Genomic DNA, 20259 nt, shown 5'->3' with positions numbered 1-20259 from the left:
CCTATTAGTCGTCTTTCTCTAGAAAGGAGGTGTTCCAGCCGCACCTTCCGGTACGGCTACCTTGTTACGACTTAGCCCTAGTTACCGATTTTACCCTAGGCCGCTCCTTGCGGTGACGGACTTCAGGCACTCCCAGCTTCCATGGCTTGACGGGCGGTGTGTACAAGGCCCGGGAACGTATTCACCGGATCATGGCTGATATCCGATTACTAGCGATTCCAGCTTCACGGAGTCGAGTTGCAGACTCCGATCCGAACTGAGATAGGGTTTATAGATTCGCTCCACCTCGCGGTGTGGCTGCTCTCTGTCCCTACCATTGTAGCACGTGTGTAGCCCAGGACGTAAGGGCCGTGATGATTTGACGTCATCCCCACCTTCCTCACAGTTTGCACTGGCAGTCTTGCTAGAGTTCCCATCTTTACATGCTGGCAACTAACAACAGGGGTTGCGCTCGTTATAGGACTTAACCTGACACCTCACGGCACGAGCTGACGACAACCATGCAGCACCTTGTAAGTAGTCCGAAGAAAGATCTATCTCTAAATCATGCAACTTACATTTAAGCCCTGGTAAGGTTCCTCGCGTATCATCGAATTAAACCACATGCTCCACCGCTTGTGCGGGCCCCCGTCAATTCCTTTGAGTTTCATTCTTGCGAACGTACTCCCCAGGTGGGATACTTATCACTTTCGCTTAGCCACTGAACCGAAGTCCAACAGCTAGTATCCATCGTTTACGGCGTGGACTACCGGGGTATCTAATCCCGTTCGCTCCCCACGCTTTCGTCCATCAGTGTCAGTACATTATTAGTAATCTGCCTTCGCAATTGGTATTCTATGTAATATCTATGCATTTCACCGCTACACTACATATTCTAACTACTTCATAATGACTCAAGATTAGCAGTATCAAAGGCAGTTCTACAGTTAAGCTGCAGGATTTCACCTCTGACTGACCAATCCACCTACGGACCCTTTAAACCCAATGATTCCGGATAACGCTTGCATCCTCCGTATTACCGCGGCTGCTGGCACGGAGTTAGCCGATGCTTATTCTTACGGTACCGTCAAGCTCCTACACGTAGGAGGGTTTCTTCCCGTACAAAAGCAGTTTACAACCCATAGGGCAGTCTTCCTGCACGCGGCATGGCTGGATCAGGCTTGCGCCCATTGTCCAATATTCCTCACTGCTGCCTCCCGTAGGAGTCTGGTCCGTGTCTCAGTACCAGTGTGGGGGATCCCCCTCTCAGGGCCCCTACCTATCGTTGCCATGGTGTGCCGTTACCACACCATCTAGCTAATAGGACGCATACTCATCTTATACCGTAACCTTTAATATCTCTCTCATGCGAAAAAAATATACTATGGAGCATTAATCCAAATTTCTCTGGGCTATTCTCCAGTATAAGGTAGATTGTATACGCGTTACGCACCCGTGCGCCGGTCGTCAGCAAAGAGCAAGCTCTCTCTGTTACCCCTCGACTTGCATGTGTTAAGCCTGCCGCTAGCGTTCATCCTGAGCCAGGATCAAACTCTTCATCGTTAAATTTTTAAGTCTTTTATGACTTTTACTATTTAACAACTAATAAGAATTTCTAGTACTCAAAATGGTTTATTCTCTTGTCTGATTTAATCGTTTCCAACTAAATCTTACGCTGTCAATTTCAATATGTTTATGAACTTTTTTTGCTTCGCTAATATTCGTTTCCTCGTTTAGCGGGTGCAAATATAAAACCTTTTTTTATACTCACAATACTTTTTTTTGATTTTTTTGAAAAAAATTTTTTAACCCTTTTTCTCTACTCTAATCTTGTACTATGAACGTCTGCTTAACTTGGATTTTATTCCTCGTTTTTGCGGGTGCAAACATAATACCTATTTTCCTTTTTGCAATGACTTTTTTAATCTTTTTTTATGGTTTTTTTTATTCTGTTTTTTACTGACTTATTATCAGTTATTTACAGCTAATATTTTTTTAAGAAATTTATTGACTTTTGATTTGTTGTTGATGGGAAGTTATGCAAATGGTACTTTATTATATGTATAGAGTTTGCTTTTGCGGATGGGTGCGTTAGGGATTGAGGCATTTGTTGAAGCTCCCCGACCTAAGGAGGGAGCGACTGCCGAAAGCCCGACCCGAAGGTACGTAGGGGAACGCTATTATTGTTATTTAAAGAAATTCCAAACGACACCGAAGCGCACTATAAAGTCTCTGTATGGGTTATTGGGTGCTGAAAAATAATTGTAGCCTGTAAATGCTGAATTGAAGTGTTCTGCTTTTAGAAAGAGACGTGTTTGACGGATTTTTGCGTTTATGAAAAAGTCTAAACGTGGAAAGTCTCCATATTCTTCGGTATTTTGAACATAGAATTCTGCTAAAACAGGATTATAGGCGTTCATATAGTATTTTGTGAAATAGTTTAATGTAAGTCCTGTTTGCATAAATAGGGCTTTTTTAAACATATGGCTTGAAAAGTAGAGTGTATTACGGGTTGTTAGCTCTGGTACATTGAGTGTATTATTATTGTCTTGTACGTTTTGATACAGTACTGTATTATTGAGTGCAAATTTACCGAACTTTATTTCGTTTTCTAATTTGGCTCTTAAGTAGGTTATGGTACTATTGTTTTGGTAGGGTTTTATTGCTTGCTCTGTATCTGTAATATCATTGTCTTGTTTAAAGTACACATAATCTGTTATTGTATTAAGATCTACTGTGATATTTGCTAGTTGCTTATATTTTAGGTTAAATGCTAGTTGTTGGATTTCTGTATTATTAAAGCTGTTTTGCCAATTGTAATTTTTGTAGCTGCTTTGGTGTAATAAGGTGTTGTATTTTGGGGCTTGTGAACTGTGGTTTAATGATGCTGATGCTGCAATTTCTTCATTTAGATTAAATGTTGCTTTTGCTTTTATAAAATTACCATCAAAATCTCCTGCTACGTTTAAACCAAATTCTCCATCTAACTGAAAACCTTTGTATTGTTTTTTGTATTTACCGCCTACGGAATACACATTTCCTTTTAAACGATTTGTTATTGTTGTGTTATCTAGGACTATTACTTTGTTGTAACCGTAGTTAAAGTTATTGTTACTTACATTGAATTGTAGGTCTCCTATTAAGTTGTTACTGTAGTTTACATATACTTTATTGTAAAAGTTTTCTAGGGTATTTCTGTCTTTAATATCTGAACTCACAAAAGATTCTCCAAAAAAACTTGTTTCGCTTGATGATTGATCGTACTGAAAGTACTTATCTTCAAAAGACATTATATGTCCTATTTTAATTTCGTTTTTTGAAAGGGAGTCTTTTTGAATGAGTTTATAATCATGTTCTAAATGAAACCTTTTACCTACTAAAATGCTTTCTGCGTTTTCAAAGTTTACTTCTAGTATGGAGCGGTCTATAAATTCTTCATCGCCATTTGTAAAGTTTGTTACGCTTGTATCTTCTAACCCACCATTTTCTTGATTCATTAAATCTTGGGTTACTATGTGCCCGCGCGCATTATATCTTTTATTTTTTGATTGATAGTTTGATGTAAACCTAAAGTTACCTGTACTGGTTAAAGCGTTTTGATATTTACCTAAAGACCTTAGTCCTTTATAAGCTATTGAAAAGTTAAATTGAGGCGATGTATTAATGGTTATAAAGGAGTCTACCAGTTGCCCCTGCTCAAAAGCTGTTTTAAAAAACAATTCTGTTAATGGTGTTGGTACTCTATAATAATTTATATCTTCTATTTCCCAATAATTAAAATGTCTTGCTGTAGCCCCAAAACCAGGCATTAAATTAGTATTCTGAAAATTGTAGGTTAAACTATTATATGTTTGTCCTAAATTGGCAAATGGCATTAACCCAAAATTATCTTTTCTTAAGTAGTTAAATTTATATTCTTTTTTTATTGATAAGGTGGTATCTACATAAGTAGTATCATTTTCTACAGAAATAATTTGATACTGCGTTATATCTGCTTTTTTTTCTTGTTCTTTTCTAGCATTTCTATTGTTAGATACAGAATCTTGGTCTTTTCTAGGCGGTCTAGAGTTTCCTTCTGGATTAACTTGAGCTTGTACTATACTAAAAATACAGACAAAAAAACATGCCAAAACAGTTTTTACAATGATTCTATTTCTTTTAATATATAAGGTTTTTGACATGTAAGGCATATTCGATTATAACGAAATTTTTCTAACTGTATTTTATAATTTTTTTTTCAACAAGCAAAAGTAATTATTTGAACGGAAAGAGCCTCTAATTATTTTAAATAAAGAAAGCCAACAAACATGTTGTTGGCCTTATTTTAAATATTAAACAAGAATATTTATTTTGAGTTAGTCAGTCGCAAACATCTAAATATTAAAACGAAAAAACAAACAAACAGATAAAAAACATACTAAAAACTGTTTTTTATCAGGTTTTTAAAATTAATAAATTTTTATTAAAAAGCATTAAATTTTATGTTTTTTTAATGGTTTTAATAATTTCAACAAGTTTTATTAAACAATTATTATATAAGCCATCTAAACTGCTCAAACATATTATACGTGCATAATTTTTACACATAATATTATAGATTTGACAATTAAATTGTAAACATGTTATTAGCTAACCATTCTAATTTTGAATTTGAGTGTGGTACAGACGAGGCAGGCAGAGGTTGTCTTGCTGGTCCTGTTACCGCTGCTGCTGTTATTTTACCTAAAGATTTTAATAACACCGTTTTAAACGACTCTAAGCAATTAAGCGAAAAGAAACGAGCATTTTTAAAACCTATAATAGAAACTAATGCTTTAACCTTTGGTGTTGCTCATATTTTTCAGGAAGAAATTGATCATATTAATATTTTAAATGCTTCTATTTTGGCCATGCATCAATCTATTGAAAAATTATCTATTAACCCCGAATTTATTATTGTAGATGGCAACAAATTTAAACCCTATAAAAATATTCCTTATGAAACTATTATAAAAGGAGATGGTAAATATTTAAGTATTGCTGCCGCTTCTATTTTAGCCAAAACCCACAGAGATTTTTATATGAATAAAATTCATGAAGAATATCCTATGTATAATTGGAAACAAAATAAAGGTTACCCTACCAAAGAGCATAGAGAAGCCATTAAAAAATATGGTATAACAAAGTATCACCGAAAGTCTTTTAGATTATTACCCGAACAATTAAAATTAGATTTATAAGTTATTATCTTTACTGCAAATTAATTTGTTAATGAAACCCTATTTCTTAGCCCTCTTATTTTTAATTTCACTTCAAAGTTGTTCTAACCTAAAAACAAAACGTGTAGAACTTATTGATTTTGTTCCAGAAAACAGTTCTGTTATAATAAAAACTTCAAATTTTGAAAGTCTTAAAAACACCATTTCAAACAATGATGTTTTACAGGAAATTTCAAAAAGTAGCACTTATAAAAATTTAGAAAAAACTCTAGAAAACTCATCGCTTATAAACCCTTTAGGCAATGTGTTATTATGTTTTTCAAAAGACTCAACCGACAGTTTACAATATACTATTATAACTAAAAACCATTCTAACTTATTTAAAACAGACTCGTTAAAAAATTATACCCAAGAAACTTTAAACTATAAGAATAAAACTGTTGTGAAATCTGTTTTAAACAATCTGCCCTTATTTAGTACAATTGTAGATAGTACATTTTTTGCATCTACCTCTAAAAACATTTTAGATGGTGTTTTTATTCAATCTAAAACTAACCAAGAGCTTAAAAAAATATATAACACAACCAGCAACAACAAAACATGTTCTGTTATTATTAAACCAGATTCTACCTTCATTAAGCAGTTCTTTTTAGAAAAAAATCTTCAGTTTAAAAACTTTACTAACTACCTTGCTTTAGATATTGATGCTAACCAAAACGAAATTATTTTAAATGGTATTACAAAAGCAACAGACTCATTAAATAGTATTATTAATCTGTTTAACAAAACCATTCCACAAGAAAACCTAACAGCAAACATAACCCCATCTAATAGTGATGGATTTATGAGTATTACTTTTAATGATTTTAAATCTTTTGAATCTAATTTAATTACCTACAATCAAAAAGATTCTACTTACATAAGTCCTAGTTTATTTAATGACATCATTGAAATTGGCATAATTTACCAAGGAAATGAGCAGGCTATTGTTTTAAATTCTATTGATAATATTGCCACAAAAGATGCTCTTATAGGTAATAGAAATATTGTTGATACTTATAGAGAAATTAATATTTATGATTTTGAAACTCCTTTGATATTTTCAAAAACTTTTACACCTTTTATATCATTCAATAATGCTAATGTGTATTGTGTAATTGATAACTTTTTTGTGTTTGCAGACTCTAAAGAATTTCTGCAAACCATTATAGCCAATTACCAAAACAAAACCACGTTTAGTGAACGTAGCTATTACAAAAACATAAAAGAAAATTTAAGTGATGAATCTTCTCTTTTATGTGTTTACACACCATCAACACTCAATAAAATCATCAATATTAATTTAGAAGAAACGCTAGATTATAATTTGAATAAATACCACACTTCTGCCCTACAATTTATTTACGATAATAATTTTGCACACGTAAACGGCGTTATAAAAAAGAGTAAAACAAGAACCTCTTTAAACTCAGTATCAGAAGAATGGAATATTAAACTTGATGCCGATATTTTAAACAATCCACAATTTGTTACCAATCATATTACCAAGCAAAAAGAAATTGTGGTTCAAGACATTAACAACAATTTATATTTAATTTCTAACAAAGGAAAAATTCTTTGGAAAAAGAAACTACATGGCCCAGTTTTAGGAGAAATTAACCAAATAGACATTTATAAAAATGGCAGATTACAACTTTGTTTTGCAACCCCTAATAGAGTTTATGTTATTGACAGAAAAGGTAGAGATGTAGCTCCATTTCCACGTAAATTTAATGATAAAATAACCCAACCATTATCTGTTTTTGATTATGATAATAAAAAGAATTACAGACTACTTATTACACAAGGCAAAAACCTTTTAATGTACAATGTACAATCTAAAATTGTTGAAGGGTTCACATTTAAATCTGCCAATAACAATATTGTTTCACAGCCAAAACATTTTAGAATTGGTAGTAAAGATTATTTAACTTTTAAAACAGAAAACAAATTATACATTTTAGATAGAACCGGACGCACACGTGTAAAACCTAAAACAAACGCTTTATTTTCAAATCAACCTGTTTTCTTGTATAATAATCAATTTACAACCACTACAAACAATGGTAATTTATATTCGGTAAGTACAAATGGTAATGTATCATTAAAAAATTTAGGATTTACCAAAGACCACTATTTAACTACAACAAGTAAAACACTGGTAGCTTTAAACGAAAATAAACTAACTATAAAAAGCAAAACCACAGAGCTAGATTTTGGTAGTTACTCAAAACCCAAAATCTTCTATATAAACGATAAAATTTATGTAACGGTTACAGATAAACAATCTCATAAGGTATATCTTTTTGATAGTTTATCTAAATTAATCCCCAACTTCCCAGTTTATGGAAACTCTTTAATTGAATTAAACAATATAGACAAAGACAGAAACCTAGAGCTTGTAACCAAAGGAGAAAGCAACTCTATAATTTTATATCAAATTAACTAGTTGTAACTAAAAAATCAAATTGTCCGAAATTATTTGTTGTTAAGAAACTAATTTTTATCTTTAAGCCAGCTATTAATCAGACACATACAATGACACTCCACCTCTCTCTAATTTCAATTTGTTTATTTAAAGTATAAAAAATTAAATTACGGTAATATTATTATTACCCGAAGTCCTCAAATCTCAGGCGCCAAAGTTTTATACTTTGGCGCTATTTTTTATGGGTTTCTCTTGTTAAAATTATTACTATTGTAATCTTAAATTTAAACTATGATTTCAAGAAAAAACGCCTCCATATCAAAATTTATCATCCATAAAGTAGGTAACAAACATAACGATACTAAAAATGCATTTTCAGAAAAAACCGTTGAGTTTGATGAAGCTAGTTATGACCTCATGTTACCTTTTTTGTTAAGACCCTTTGCTAGTGCAGTACAAACCTATAGGTTTAACCATCATGCCAATATAAGCTTAAACGAAATCAACAACTATAGCTCTCAAATTTTTAATGATGAAGAAGCCTTTGTTGAAGTTTCAAAGCATATTGTAATGCACCTATATGAGCAATCAAACTCAGCAAATATAAAAACAGGCGATGTACTTGTAGCTCTTTTTGAAGGCATAGAATTTAATGATATAACTACCAACGCTCTAGGAATTTTTAAAATTGAAAATAAGGTTAATTTCTTTCAAACATTTCTAGAAAATAATAGTTATGATGTCTTAGTACAAAAAGGCATAAACTCTAAAAAAGTTGATAAAGGTTGCCTAATTTTAAACCAAACCGATGCTGAAGGCAATATTATCTTTAGTGTTGATAATAACAATTATGACGCGCAATATTGGATCAATCAATTTTTAAACATTAAATATGCTGATGATGCCAATAATCACACCCAACAGTACATTGAATTGTGCAAAGAATTTTCTACAGAAATTATTAAAACCACTTATGGTGCACAAGAACAAAATACGTTTTTAGCAAAAACTATTGACTTTTTTAAAGAAAACGAAGTAGTTAATGTAGAACGCTTTAAAGACGAACTTTTTGAAGAAGACAAACACAAAAACGAATTTGATAATTATAAAAAAACGTTTGAAGGCGAACAAAACCTAATTATTAGAAATCAGTTTGATGTAGCCGAACGTGTTGTAAACAAAGAAAAGAAAAAGATAAAAACCGATATTAAATTAGATACCAACATTCAAATAAAACTAGATATTGATGCCCCTGATGCCTCTACCGAATACCTAGAACGTGGCTATGATGAAGAAAAGAAAATGCACTATTATAAAGTTTTTTTTAATGCTGAAAACTAAACTACATTTAAATTATTAAATTTGAGAGTAATAACTAACTCCAATTTATGTCAAAAACTATTTCAACCAAAGATTACGAAACAGCATTAAAAAAACTTCATACAGAACTAGTTCATCTACAAGAATGGGTTAAAAACCAAGGTTTAAAAGTAGTCATCCTTTTTGAAGGGCGCGATGCTTCTGGTAAAGGCGGCACTATTAAACGATTTACAGAACCTTTAAACCCTAGAATTTGTAAAGTGGTAGCATTAGGTGTTCCTACCGAGAAAGAAAAAACACAATGGTATTTTCAACGCTATGTAGAACATTTACCTCATGCAGGACAAATAGTTTTATTTGATAGAAGTTGGTACAACAGAGCTGGAGTTGAAAAGGTTATGGGCTTTTGCACCCAAGATGAATACGAAGAATTTTTACGCTCTTGCCCAGAGTTTGAACGTATGTTGGTTCGTTCGGGTATTATTCTTTTAAAATATTGGTTTTCTGTAAGCGACGAAGAACAAGAAAAGCGCTTTAAAAACCGTATTAACAACCCTTTAAAGCGTTGGAAGTTTAGCCCTATGGATTTAGAATCACGCTCCCGCTGGTTAGAATATTCTAAAGCTAAAGATGATATGTTTGCTCATACCGACACCAAACAAGTGCCCTGGTACGTGGTAAATTCAGATAATAAAAAACGAGCTCGTTTAAATTGTATTAGCCACGTTTTAAGTAAGATTCCTTATAAAAAGATGAATATTAAACCTATAGAACTCCCTAACTTACCAGATAAAGATGCTTATGTACGTCCGCCAATAGATTATCAAACATTTATTCCAGAAAAATACTAATCAAGGATAAACAATTAAAACTAGTAATTTTAAAAATTTGTTATTATTCTTAAAGAAGGATTATATAGCATAGCTAAATAAAATAATCTTAACAGTCAACATGTATTATACATGAATTTAGAAATAAAAACTATAAAACTTCAGCCTCAAAAAGTGCGGTAAAATGCTTTATTAATTTATCTTTCACCTCAGATTCGTCAACCAATTTTTTACCCAGTTCTACATTTAAACTAGTTACGGCTTTTCCCCTTATTCCGCAAGGTATAATATTATCAAAATACCCTAAATCGGCATTAACATTAAGTGCAAAACCATGCATAGTTACCCAGCGACTTGCCCTAACCCCCATTGCGCAAATTTTTCTTGCAAACGGAGTACCTACATCTAACCAAACCCCCGTTTCGCCTTCACTTCGCTCTGCTTTTAAACCATATTCGACTAAAGTTAAAATAATCATTTCTTCAAGTAAGCGAAGGTATTTATGAATATCGGTAAAAAAGTTTTCTAAATCTAATATAGGGTAGCCTACAATTTGTCCTGGACCATGGTAGGTTATATCTCCACCTCTGTTAATTTTATAAAATGTAGCTCCTTTTTCAGCAAGTTGTTCTTCTGTTAAAAGTAAATTAGACAAATCGCCACTTTTACCCAAGGTATACACATGAGGATGCTCAACAAATAAAAAGTAATTGTTGGTCTTTAAATCAGTTCCCTCTCTCCTATTTTTTATCTTGGTATCAACTATACCTTTAAACAACTGCTCTTGGTAATCCCAAGTTTGTTTGTAGTCTTTATGCCCTAAATCTTGCAGTTCAACTGTCTTATTCATAGACTGCAAAACTACAACATTTTTAAAATTTATCTATTAGGGTTGTTTAAAATTACTAAGGCAGCTATAACTCCAGGAACCCAACCACAAAGCCATAATAAAAACACAATAATAATAGAGCCACAACCTTTATCTAATACTGCTAAAGGCGGACAAATAATAGACAGTAAAACTCTCCAAAAACTCATTTATAATTTATTTATTCGATTGATGTATTAATTTGACGTAACACTTTGCTTTTTGTTACACTAAATTTTATTTTAAAAGATACGTATTAATAGTATCTTTGTGCTCTTAAAATTCATACACAGTATTTATAATATGTCGCAATTATCAGAGCAAGAGCTTGTAAGAAGAGAAAAATTAGTAAAATTACGTGAGTTAGGTATTAATCCGTATCCCGCAGAATTATACCCTGTAAACCACACTTCAAAACAAATAAAAGATAATTTTGAAGAAGGTAAACACGTTATTATTGCCGGAAGGTTAATGATGATTAAAGTGCAGGGGAAAGCTAGTTTTGCACAGTTACAAGATGCCGAAGGAAAAATACAAGTGTATTTTAACAGAGATGAAATTTGCACAGGTGAAGACAAATCTAAATACAACGACGTTTTTAAAAAACTAATTGATTTTGGTGATTTTGTAGGCGTAAAAGGTGAGCTTTTCACCACTAAAGTAGGCGAAAAAAGTGTTAGAGTTAAAGACTTTACGCTTTTAAGCAAATCTTTAAAACCATTACCATTACCAAAAGAAAAAGATGGCGTAGTTTATGATGCCTTTACAGATCCAGAACAACGTTACAGACAACGGTATGCAGATTTAGTTGTAAACCCACACGTTAAAGAAGTATTTGTTAAGCGCACAAAACTATTCAACGCTATGCGTGAGTTCTTTAACAACGCTGGTTATTTTGAAGTTGAAACTCCTGTTTTACAACCAATTCCTGGAGGCGCTGCCGCAAGACCTTTTATTACACACCATAACACACTAGATGTACCTTTATACATGCGTATTGCTAATGAGTTATACCTAAAACGTTTAATTGTTGGCGGTTTTGATGGCGTTTATGAGTTTTCTAAAAACTTTAGAAACGAAGGTATGGACAGAACTCACAATCCAGAATTTACAGCTATGGAAATTTACGTTTCATACAAAGATTACAACTGGATGATGGATTTCTGTGAGCGCCTTTTAGAACATTGTGCTATAGCAGTAAACGGAACCACAAAAGCTACTTTTGGCAAACATGAGGTTGATTTTAAAGCACCTTACGCCAGAGTTAGTATGACAGATGCTATTAAACATTTTACAGGTTTTGATATTACAGGTAAAACTGAAGATGACATTAGAAAAGCTGCTATTGATATGGGGATTGAGGTTGATGAAACCATGGGTAAAGGCAAATTGATTGATGAAATTTTTGGCGAAAAATGTGAAGGCAACTACATACAACCAACCTTTATTACAGACTACCCAAAAGAAATGAGCCCACTCTGTAAAGAACACAGAGATAATCCTGAATTAACAGAACGTTTTGAGCTCATGGTTTGCGGTAAAGAAATAGCCAATGCCTACTCTGAATTAAATGACCCCATAGACCAACGTGAGCGTTTTGAACACCAATTAAAATTAGCCGAAAAAGGAGATGATGAAGCTACAGAATTTATAGATTTTGACTTTTTACGTGCCTTAGAATATGGTATGCCACCAACATCTGGTATGGGAATTGGTATGGATAGACTCATTATGTTTTTAACCAATAATGAATCTATTCAAGAAGTATTGTTCTTCCCTCAAATGCGCCCAGAGAAAAAGCAAGTAGCTCTTACTGATGAAGCAAAAGCTATTTTTGATATTTTAAAGAAAGTTGAAAAATCACCTTTAACAGAGTTAAAATCGCAATCTGGTTTATCAAATAAAAAATGGGATAAGTCTATTAAAGAACTTACCAAAAACAAATTAGCAAAGGTTGAAAAAACTGAAGAAGGGTTGTTTGTAGAGGTTATTTAAATTTTAGTTATATAATAAAAGAAAAAAAACCAGTAGCCTTAAGATAACTACTGGTTTTTTTCAACTAAACTAACTAACTAACTAACTAACTAACTAACTAACTAAATATGAATTTAAACTTATTTTAATTCTTCTCACTAAATTAAAATATATAGAGTTCTCTTCTCTATGAAAATCAAATTATGGTACAAATTGACGACAAAAAAACCATATAACCATACATATTTAGAAAGGTTTAACAGCTAAACTTAAATTTTATAAATATTTTAAGAAATTCTTGCTCTTTTAACTTCATTTATTCTTCAAAAATAATTATCTGTGGCTATAATTATTCTATATTTACTCAATGTTTAAAAAAGCTATCTTTATCATTTTAGCAACATTTACAACTACATTGTTTGGTCAAAAACAAGATAGCTTGTCTATTAAAAATGGTATAGATAATCCCTCGCTTTTAGCAACACATCACTTTGGTATCTTCAATTCTAGAATAAATAGTAATTTTAAACTTAAGGCTTCAAAAAACAAAACGTTCTCTTTTAATTATACAAGCGGTAATACTTTTCATCCGTATGTAGAATCTTATTTTCCTAAAGACCCAGAAGTAAGAGAGCAATCAAGTAACGTAATTTGGTACCATAGAAATTTCTATTTTGTAGACCAAGAAACTACACCTGCAGATTACATGAATATTGTTGTTGATGCTGTTATTAAAGAATTTAGAGCAACCTTAAATATTCCTATAACCAAAAGACAAGAAATAGGTATTACATTACGTTCTTACTTAATAACAAAAGGAAAATATCCATTTTCAATTTTCACAAATGACGAAACTATAGAATGGTTTCATAGTAATATTGCTGGAGGCGAAGACCCTTTTGGAAGGAGATATTACGGGTTGAATAAAGTTAATTTTGAATATTTAGACCGCAATGGAAATACACTAAAGTTTGAAAATAACGATTTTTTTATTGGAGGAATTGAATTGTCTCATTACTACTATCCTAAACTTTCTCTAAATAACAAAAACAACATCTACATTAATCTAGGCAGCCATTTAGGTATAAATACTTCAAAATATAATCCTTCTTTAGACTTTGGTATTTCTGCTAATTTGGTTAAACATCTACCTTTAAAAAATAAATATCAGTTAAACTTTGGTCTAGGTGCAAATGTACTACGTAAAAACCTAATTAAGTTTAGTGATGATGCAATAGATTTAGGCAACAACCCATATATAGGAACCTTTGAAGCAAACACAGAAGTTACAAAATTCACCAAGAAAAGGCACTACAATTCTTTAGGTTTTAATTTCCAACTACAAACTAGATATAATAAAAAAGAAGAAGCTGGTTATTACAACCTTAGAGGCAAGTGGCAGGAAATAAACGGTGGTTGGTATAATGGTGTTGCTACGCTTTATAATACATTATCAACTTGGTCTTTTATATATACTTACGGCCATTCAAAATACAAACTAAGCTTATTTTTTAAGGAAGATTTTGTAATTAATAACGCTCCAGATTTTCAAACAGGAATTCATTTAAAAGTCCCTGTTTTTAAGTAATTTAAAAACATTTTTTATTTAACTTCTTCAAATTTAGATTGTTAATTTCAAGTTAAAAACAATATTCCATTAAACCTTTCTTATTTACTAAAGTCAAAAAGGCAAATAACTTTTAAATTTTAGTAAGATGAAAAAAATAATATTAATTGCATTAGCTTTTATTTCAATTCAAGCTTTTGCTCAAGAAAACAGAAAAGATAGGGGAAACAGAGGTGAAAGAGGGAAACAAATGATGAACCTTACACCAGAAGAAGCCGCTACTTTACAAACAAAAAAATTGACCCTAAATTTAGATTTAACTGAAAAGCAACAAGCACAAGTTAAAGAAATATTATTAGCTAATGCCATTGAGAGAAAAGCAATGATGGAAGAACGCAAAGCCAAAAAAGAAAGTGGTGAATTACAAAAGCCTACTAAAGAAGAGCGTATAAAAATGGCTAATGCCAGATTAGATAAGCAAATTGAAATGAAAGCTAAAATGAAAAAGATTTTAAATGAAGTTCAATATGCTAAATGGGAAGAAGCACAAGCAAAAATGGCAAAAAGAGGCAAAGGCAAAAAGAAAGGTGAAGGCAGAAAAAAAATGTAAAATTAAACTAAAGAATTTAGTTTGTTGATTGATTAGGTAGTATCTCACCAAGTGTGTAAAGTTTAAAATATCGAGGGTTGCAATCCTCGATATTTTTTTGATTAATTTTAAATTTTATACCCTTTTGAAGAAAAAAGATTTATTAAACGATAAATTTTTGAAACAATTCAAAACAGACAAAGAGCTTACTTCATTTTTAAAACCCATTCAAAATCGAGGTAAAGAAATGTATTTTCTAAATCAACTACCCAAATATGCGTATAGTGCATCAAATCAGGAACGCTAGCAGATATGTGGTGTGGAAAGATAAAAAGACCTTCTCTAAGGATATGAAAAAAATATATAATGCGCCCACCAAACAAGCGGCTAAAGCTGCTTTGAACGACTTTGCAAAAACCAGGGAGACCAAATACTTATATGCCGTTAAAAGCTGGAGAGACAACTGGGACGAACTTACCGTATTTTATGAGTTCCCTGTGGAGATTAGAAAAATAATTTACACCTCCAACCTTGTTGAAAACCTTAATGGAAAAATCAGGAAATACACTAAAAATAAGCTCTTGTTCCCAACAGACGAAACTGTAATGAAATCCACGTTTTTAGCCTTAAGGGAGGCTACTAAAAAATGGCCTATGCCAATTTCATAATTGGGGCATTATTTTAAACCAGTTTTTAATTATATTTGAAAAAAGGGTGCAACTTTAGAAAAAGTGAAACCCTCGATAAATTTTGTTTACACACTTTAAGGAATAGTGTCTTTAAAAACCTGTATGCATTAAACGGTTTACTTCTTTCTATCTATTACATAATTTACCATAAGTTCTAATGAGTTTCTAAACTCAGACTCTGGATAGCCTTTAAGAATTGTAAGTGCTTCTTCTTGAAATGCCTTCATTTTTTTAATAGCATAATCTAATCCGCCATTATTTTTTACAAAAGCAATCACTTCTTTTACACGCTTTTTATCTTTATTATGGTTTTTTATAGAATTAATTAACCAACTTTTATCTTTTTTAGAAGCGTTGTTTAATGCGTAAATTAAAGGTAATGTCATTTTTTGTTCCTTAATATCAATACCTGTAGGTTTTCCTATTTGGGTATCGCCATAATCAAACAAATCATCTTTTATTTGAAAAGCCATCCCAATAAGCTCCCCAAACTTTCGCATTTTTTCAACATCATCAGAATCTGGTTTTACCGAAGCAGCACCTAAACTACAACAAGCAGCAATTAAAGTAGCTGTTTTTTGCCGGATAATTTCATAATAAACAGCTTCTGTAATATCAAGTTTTCTGGCTTTTTCAATTTGAAGCAACTCACCCTCACTCATTTCTCTAACAGCTATAGAAATAATTTTCAGCAAGTCAAAATCATTGTTATCAATAGAGAGTAACAAACCTTTAGATAGCAAATAATCTCCAATTAATACCGCTATTTTATTTTTCCAAAGGGCATTTACCGAGAAAAAACCTCTACGCCTATTACTATCATCAACCACATCGTCATGAACCAATGTAGCTGTATGAATTAATTCTATTACCGATGCGCCTCGGTAAGTACGTTCACTCACCTCTCCGTTTGATACTAGTTTAGAAACTAAAAACACAAACATAGGGCGCATTTGCTTCCCTTTACGGTTTACAATGTAAGTTGTAATTCTGTTTAACAAAGCAACCTTGCTAGACATGGATAATTGAAACTTTTGTTCAAAAAGATCCATTTCAAAAGCAATGGGCTGTTTTATTTGCTCTACTATCTTCAAATTTTTCTTTTATAAGAGACCAAATATAATACTAATTAGGTAAATAAAATGGCGCTTTATTAGAATAGCCTTTTAAATTATTGCTATAAAATATGATGAAATTTTCTAACTTTTGTTTGCTAACTGTCCGCAAGCAGCATCAATATCTTTTCCTCTACTTCTACGCACGGTAACGGTTATGTTATTAGCTTCTAAAACATTTTGATACATGTCTATAACATCTGCATGTGCTTGCTGAAATTCGCCATCATCAATAGGGTTATATTCAATTAGGTTTACTTTGCTAGGAGCAAACTTACAAAACGCAACTAAGGCATCTACATCTTTACGTTTATCGTTAATACCACTCCAAACCACATACTCGTAAGTAATTCTATTTTTAGTTTTAGCATACCAATACTGCAATGCTTCTCTTAAATCTTTAAGCGGAAAGTTTTCATTAAATGGCATGATAGAACTTCTAACCTCATCTATAGCAGAATGTAATGATACGGCTAGTTTAAATTTAACCCCATCATCGGCCATTTTTTTTATCATTTTTGGTACACCAGAGGTAGACACTACAATACGCTTTGGAGACATACCTAAACCTTCTGGAGACGTTATTTTATCAATAGCTTTTAATACGTTATTGTAATTCATAAGTGGTTCTCCCATACCCATGAAAACAATATTACTAAGGGGACGATTGTAGTAAAGCTTACTTTCTTTATCAATAGCAACTACTTGATCATAGATTTCATCTGGATTTAAATTACGCATACGTTTTAAACGTGCGGTAGCACAAAATTTACAATCTAAACTACATCCTACCTGACTGGAAACACAAGCAGTTGTTCTTGTTTTTGTTGGTATTAAAACCGACTCTACTATTAAACCATCATGTAATCTCACTGCATTTTTAACCGTACCATCGTTACTGCGTTGCATAGTATCTACCTCTACATGGTTAATTACAAAATGGTTTTCTAGCATTTCTCGGGTACTTTTTGATATGTTAGTCATATCACCAAAAGTATGAGCAGATTTTTGCCAAAGCCACTCATATACTTGATTGCCTCGAAATGCTTTATCTCCCTGATTTACAAAGAACTCTCTTAACTGTTCTTTTGTTAAAGCTCTTATATCTTTTTTGTTAATTGCCATATATTTTGCAAAAATAAAGAAACGTTTTACGAATAACGATTTTTGATACAGTATTTGACAAAATTGCTTTTGAAAGCAACCTTGTTATAAAAAAAAAGCCCCGTAAAACGAGGCTTTTATACATTCTATTTTATCTTAGATTAAATAATTAACATGGCATCTCCATAACTATAAAATTTATACTTTTCTTTTACAGCTTCTTCATAAGCTTTCATAATAAAATCATGACCCGCAAAAGCAGACACCATCATTAAAAGTGTAGATTTTGGTGTATGAAAATTAGTAATCATACAGTTTGCTATACTAAAATCGTATGGTGGAAAAATGAATTTATTTGTCCAACCATCAATTTCATTAAGCAATCCGTTAGAAGACACAGAACTTTCAATAGCTCTCATAGCAGTTGTACCCACAGCACAAACACGCTTTTTGTTTTGAATAGCTTCATTAACGGTTTCAACCGCAGCTTTAGCTATGGTAACTTCTTCACTATCCATTTTATGTTTAGAAAGATCTTCTACTTCAACAGGGTTAAAAGTACCTAAACCTACGTGTAAGGTTACCTCTGCAAAATTAACACCTTTAATTTCTAAACGTTTTAATAAATGCTTTGAAAAGTGCAACCCTGCAGTTGGAGCAGCAACAGCACCTTCTTTTTTAGCATAAATAGTTTGGTAACGCTCTTCGTCTTCTGGTTCAACTTCTCTTTTTATGTATTTAGGAAGTGGTGTTTCGCCTAACTCCTGTAATTTTCTACGGAATTCAGTGTAAGAACCATCATATAAAAAACGAAGCGTTCTACCACGTGATGTTGTGTTATCAATTACCTCTGCAACTAAAGCATCATCATCACCAAAATATAATTTGTTTCCAATTCTAATTTTTCTAGCTGGGTCTACCAAAACATCCCATAGGCGTTGTTCTTCATTAAGTTCTCTTAATAAAAACACCTCAATTCTAGCACCCGTTTTTTCTTTATTACCGTACAGTCTAGCTGGAAATACTTTAGTATTATTTAAAATTAAAACATCATCTTCATCAAAATAATCGATAATATCTTTAAATAATTTATGTTCAATAGTTTGTTCTTTTCTGTTTAAAACCATTAAACGCGCTTCATCTCTGTTTTCTGAAGGGTATTCTGCTAATAGTTCTGGGGGTAAATTAAAGCCAAAGTTTGATAATTTCATCTAGTTTTGTTTTTTAGAAAGTTGCAAATATACAATCTGAGAATAGGGGTTGTCAAGTATTTAAGTCATTATTATTGAGATATTTTAAAACCTATAGATTTTAAATCTTCCCAAAAGGTTGGATACGACTTAGAAACTACCATAGCATCTTCAATTACAATTGGTTTTTTTAAGGCTATTGGCGCAAAGGCCATGGCCATTCTATGGTCATTATACGTTGCTATTGGCACCAGTTCATTAATACCGTTTGAAGCTTTTAAGTGAAGTGATTTATCTGTTATATCAACTTTTCCTCCTAATTTTTCTATTTCAGTTTTTAAGGCTACCAACCTATCTGTTTCTTTAATTTTTAATGTATGCAATCCTGTTAAATCACAAGGTACTCCTAAAGCAAAACACGTTACTACTATGGTTTGCGCTATATCTGGTGCGTTTTTTAAATCTAAAGTTAGCGGTTTAACTTCAGATGTTTCCTTTTTTAAGGTGATGTTATTACCATCAAATTTTGATGACACTCCAAAATGTTTATAAATATCAACAAGTGCAGAATCGCCTTGTAATGAATTTTCTTTATATGATGACAAAGTGATTTCTGTTCCCACCTCAGTTAGAGCAGCAATACTAAAGTAATAAGATGCCGATGACCAATCTGACTCTACAACTAGTGGTTTTGGATTTGCGTTTGAAGGATAAACGGTTATTACATTATTTTCAAAAGCTGTTTTAACACCTATTTCATTTAACAGACTTAATGTCATATTAATATATGGCACTGAAGTAATATCGCCTTCTAAAGTAAGTTCTATACCATTTTCTAATTTTGAAGCAATTAACAATAAGGCCGAAATATACTGGCTACTCACATTTGCTTTTAATGATACTTTATTTTTGGTTAACTTTTTACCTTTTATAGCTATGGGAGGAAAGCCTTCATTTTCAACATAATTTATATCTGCCCCCAATTCTCTTAAAGCATCTACCAAAATTTTAATAGGACGTTCTTTCATGCGTTTAGACCCTGTAAGTAGTGTATCTCTTCCTTCTTGTACCGAAAAATAGGCGGTTAAAAAACGCATGGCGGTACCTGCATGATGGATATCTACTACTTTTTCTTTTGAGGCTAATGCCTTAATCATTAAATTACTATCATCAGAATTTGACACATTAGTTAGCTCAATTTCTGGAAACAAAGCTTGTAACAACAGTAATCTGTTAGATTCGCTCTTAGAACCTGTAATTTCAATTGAAGATTGTTGTTGTATAGTTGATTTATGTAGGGTAATATCCATTAAAAAACGCTTCTAAAATTAGAAGCGTCAAATATAAATATAAATTATTTCATCTGAGA

At 32.1% G+C, this 20259-nt stretch carries 14 protein-coding genes, 1 rRNA gene and 1 pseudogene; 8 read left to right on the top strand and 8 right to left on the bottom strand.

Annotation, left to right across the window (positions count from 1 at the left end; genetic code table 11):
• Nucleotides 1-22: 22 nt before the first annotated feature.
• Together BWZ22_RS09620 and BWZ22_RS09615 are read right to left on the bottom strand one after the other, a co-directional pair.
• Nucleotides 23-1542, bottom strand: a 16S ribosomal RNA gene (locus BWZ22_RS09620).
• Nucleotides 1543-2165: 623 nt separating this feature from the next.
• Nucleotides 2166-4160 carry a putative porin gene (locus tag BWZ22_RS09615; protein ID WP_157607941.1) on the bottom strand — a complete coding sequence of 665 codons (1995 nt, stop codon included), beginning with the start codon at nucleotides 4158-4160 and terminating at the stop codon, nucleotides 2166-2168.
• Between the two features lie 438 nt (nucleotides 4161-4598).
• Here BWZ22_RS09615 and BWZ22_RS09610 point away from each other — a divergent pair, with 438 nt between their 5' ends.
• The 4 genes from BWZ22_RS09610 to ppk2 all read left to right on the top strand — a co-directional run bounded on the left by BWZ22_RS09610 (nucleotide 4599) and on the right by ppk2 (nucleotide 9815).
• The gene (locus BWZ22_RS09610; protein ID WP_076699647.1) at nucleotides 4599-5198 is read left to right on the top strand and encodes a ribonuclease HII; all 600 of its coding nucleotides are present in this window, start codon (nucleotides 4599-4601) and stop codon (nucleotides 5196-5198) included.
• 31 nt (nucleotides 5199-5229) lie between these two features.
• Nucleotides 5230-7665: a DUF3352 domain-containing protein gene (locus tag BWZ22_RS09605; protein ID WP_076699646.1), complete on the top strand. Its 2436-nt coding sequence runs from the start codon at nucleotides 5230-5232 to the stop codon at nucleotides 7663-7665.
• 270 nt (nucleotides 7666-7935) lie between these two features.
• On the top strand, nucleotides 7936-8985 hold the full coding sequence (locus tag BWZ22_RS09600) for a nucleoid-associated protein (RefSeq protein ID WP_076699644.1): 1050 nt from the start codon (nucleotides 7936-7938) through the stop codon (nucleotides 8983-8985).
• A 47-nt stretch (nucleotides 8986-9032) separates the two neighbouring features.
• On the top strand, nucleotides 9033-9815 hold the full coding sequence (gene ppk2, locus BWZ22_RS09595) for a polyphosphate kinase 2 (protein WP_076699643.1): 783 nt from the start codon (nucleotides 9033-9035) through the stop codon (nucleotides 9813-9815).
• 130 nt (nucleotides 9816-9945) lie between these two features.
• On the opposite strand, the gene lipB is transcribed toward ppk2, so the two are convergent.
• The gene (gene lipB, locus BWZ22_RS09590) at nucleotides 9946-10644 is read right to left on the bottom strand and encodes a lipoyl(octanoyl) transferase LipB (protein ID WP_076699641.1); all 699 of its coding nucleotides are present in this window, start codon (nucleotides 10642-10644) and stop codon (nucleotides 9946-9948) included.
• A gap of 29 nt (nucleotides 10645-10673) precedes the next feature.
• On the bottom strand, nucleotides 10674-10832 hold the full coding sequence (locus BWZ22_RS09585; protein WP_076699640.1) for a YqaE/Pmp3 family membrane protein: 159 nt from the start codon (nucleotides 10830-10832) through the stop codon (nucleotides 10674-10676).
• Between the two features lie 133 nt (nucleotides 10833-10965).
• Here BWZ22_RS09585 and lysS point away from each other — a divergent pair, with 133 nt between their 5' ends.
• The 4 genes and pseudogenes from lysS to BWZ22_RS09565 all read left to right on the top strand — a co-directional run.
• On the top strand, nucleotides 10966-12657 hold the full coding sequence (gene lysS / locus BWZ22_RS09580; protein WP_076699638.1) for a lysine--tRNA ligase: 1692 nt from the start codon (nucleotides 10966-10968) through the stop codon (nucleotides 12655-12657).
• A 346-nt stretch (nucleotides 12658-13003) separates the two neighbouring features.
• Nucleotides 13004-14224 carry a hypothetical protein gene (locus BWZ22_RS09575; RefSeq protein ID WP_076699637.1) on the top strand — a complete coding sequence of 407 codons (1221 nt, stop codon included), beginning with the start codon at nucleotides 13004-13006 and terminating at the stop codon, nucleotides 14222-14224.
• A gap of 127 nt (nucleotides 14225-14351) precedes the next feature.
• Entirely contained in the window at nucleotides 14352-14813 is a 462-nt protein-coding gene (locus BWZ22_RS09570) for a hypothetical protein (RefSeq protein WP_076699636.1), read from the top strand.
• Between the two features lie 222 nt (nucleotides 14814-15035).
• Nucleotides 15036-15518: pseudogene (locus BWZ22_RS09565) on the top strand (transposase); the annotation flags it as partial.
• 79 nt (nucleotides 15519-15597) lie between these two features.
• Here the strand turns inward: BWZ22_RS09565 and BWZ22_RS09560 are convergent.
• The 4 genes from BWZ22_RS09560 to BWZ22_RS09545 all read right to left on the bottom strand — a co-directional run bounded on the left by BWZ22_RS09560 (nucleotide 15598) and on the right by BWZ22_RS09545 (nucleotide 20200).
• The gene (locus BWZ22_RS09560) at nucleotides 15598-16575 is read right to left on the bottom strand and encodes a polyprenyl synthetase family protein (RefSeq protein ID WP_076699634.1); all 978 of its coding nucleotides are present in this window, start codon (nucleotides 16573-16575) and stop codon (nucleotides 15598-15600) included.
• 105 nt (nucleotides 16576-16680) lie between these two features.
• On the bottom strand, nucleotides 16681-17721 hold the full coding sequence (gene rlmN / locus BWZ22_RS09555; RefSeq protein ID WP_076699633.1) for a 23S rRNA (adenine(2503)-C(2))-methyltransferase RlmN: 1041 nt from the start codon (nucleotides 17719-17721) through the stop codon (nucleotides 16681-16683).
• 140 nt (nucleotides 17722-17861) lie between these two features.
• Nucleotides 17862-18911 carry a tRNA preQ1(34) S-adenosylmethionine ribosyltransferase-isomerase QueA gene (gene queA, locus BWZ22_RS09550; protein WP_076699631.1) on the bottom strand — a complete coding sequence of 350 codons (1050 nt, stop codon included), beginning with the start codon at nucleotides 18909-18911 and terminating at the stop codon, nucleotides 17862-17864.
• A gap of 71 nt (nucleotides 18912-18982) precedes the next feature.
• On the bottom strand, nucleotides 18983-20200 hold the full coding sequence (locus tag BWZ22_RS09545; protein WP_076699630.1) for a 3-phosphoshikimate 1-carboxyvinyltransferase: 1218 nt from the start codon (nucleotides 20198-20200) through the stop codon (nucleotides 18983-18985).
• Nucleotides 20201-20259: the final 59 nt, after the last annotated feature.

Source organism: Seonamhaeicola sp. S2-3 (genome assembly GCF_001971785.1).
In the GTDB taxonomy this organism is placed as follows: Bacteria; Bacteroidota; Bacteroidia; order Flavobacteriales; family Flavobacteriaceae; genus Seonamhaeicola.
Note: the sequence above shows the minus strand (reverse complement) of the source record. Positions and strands in the feature narration are given on the sequence as shown.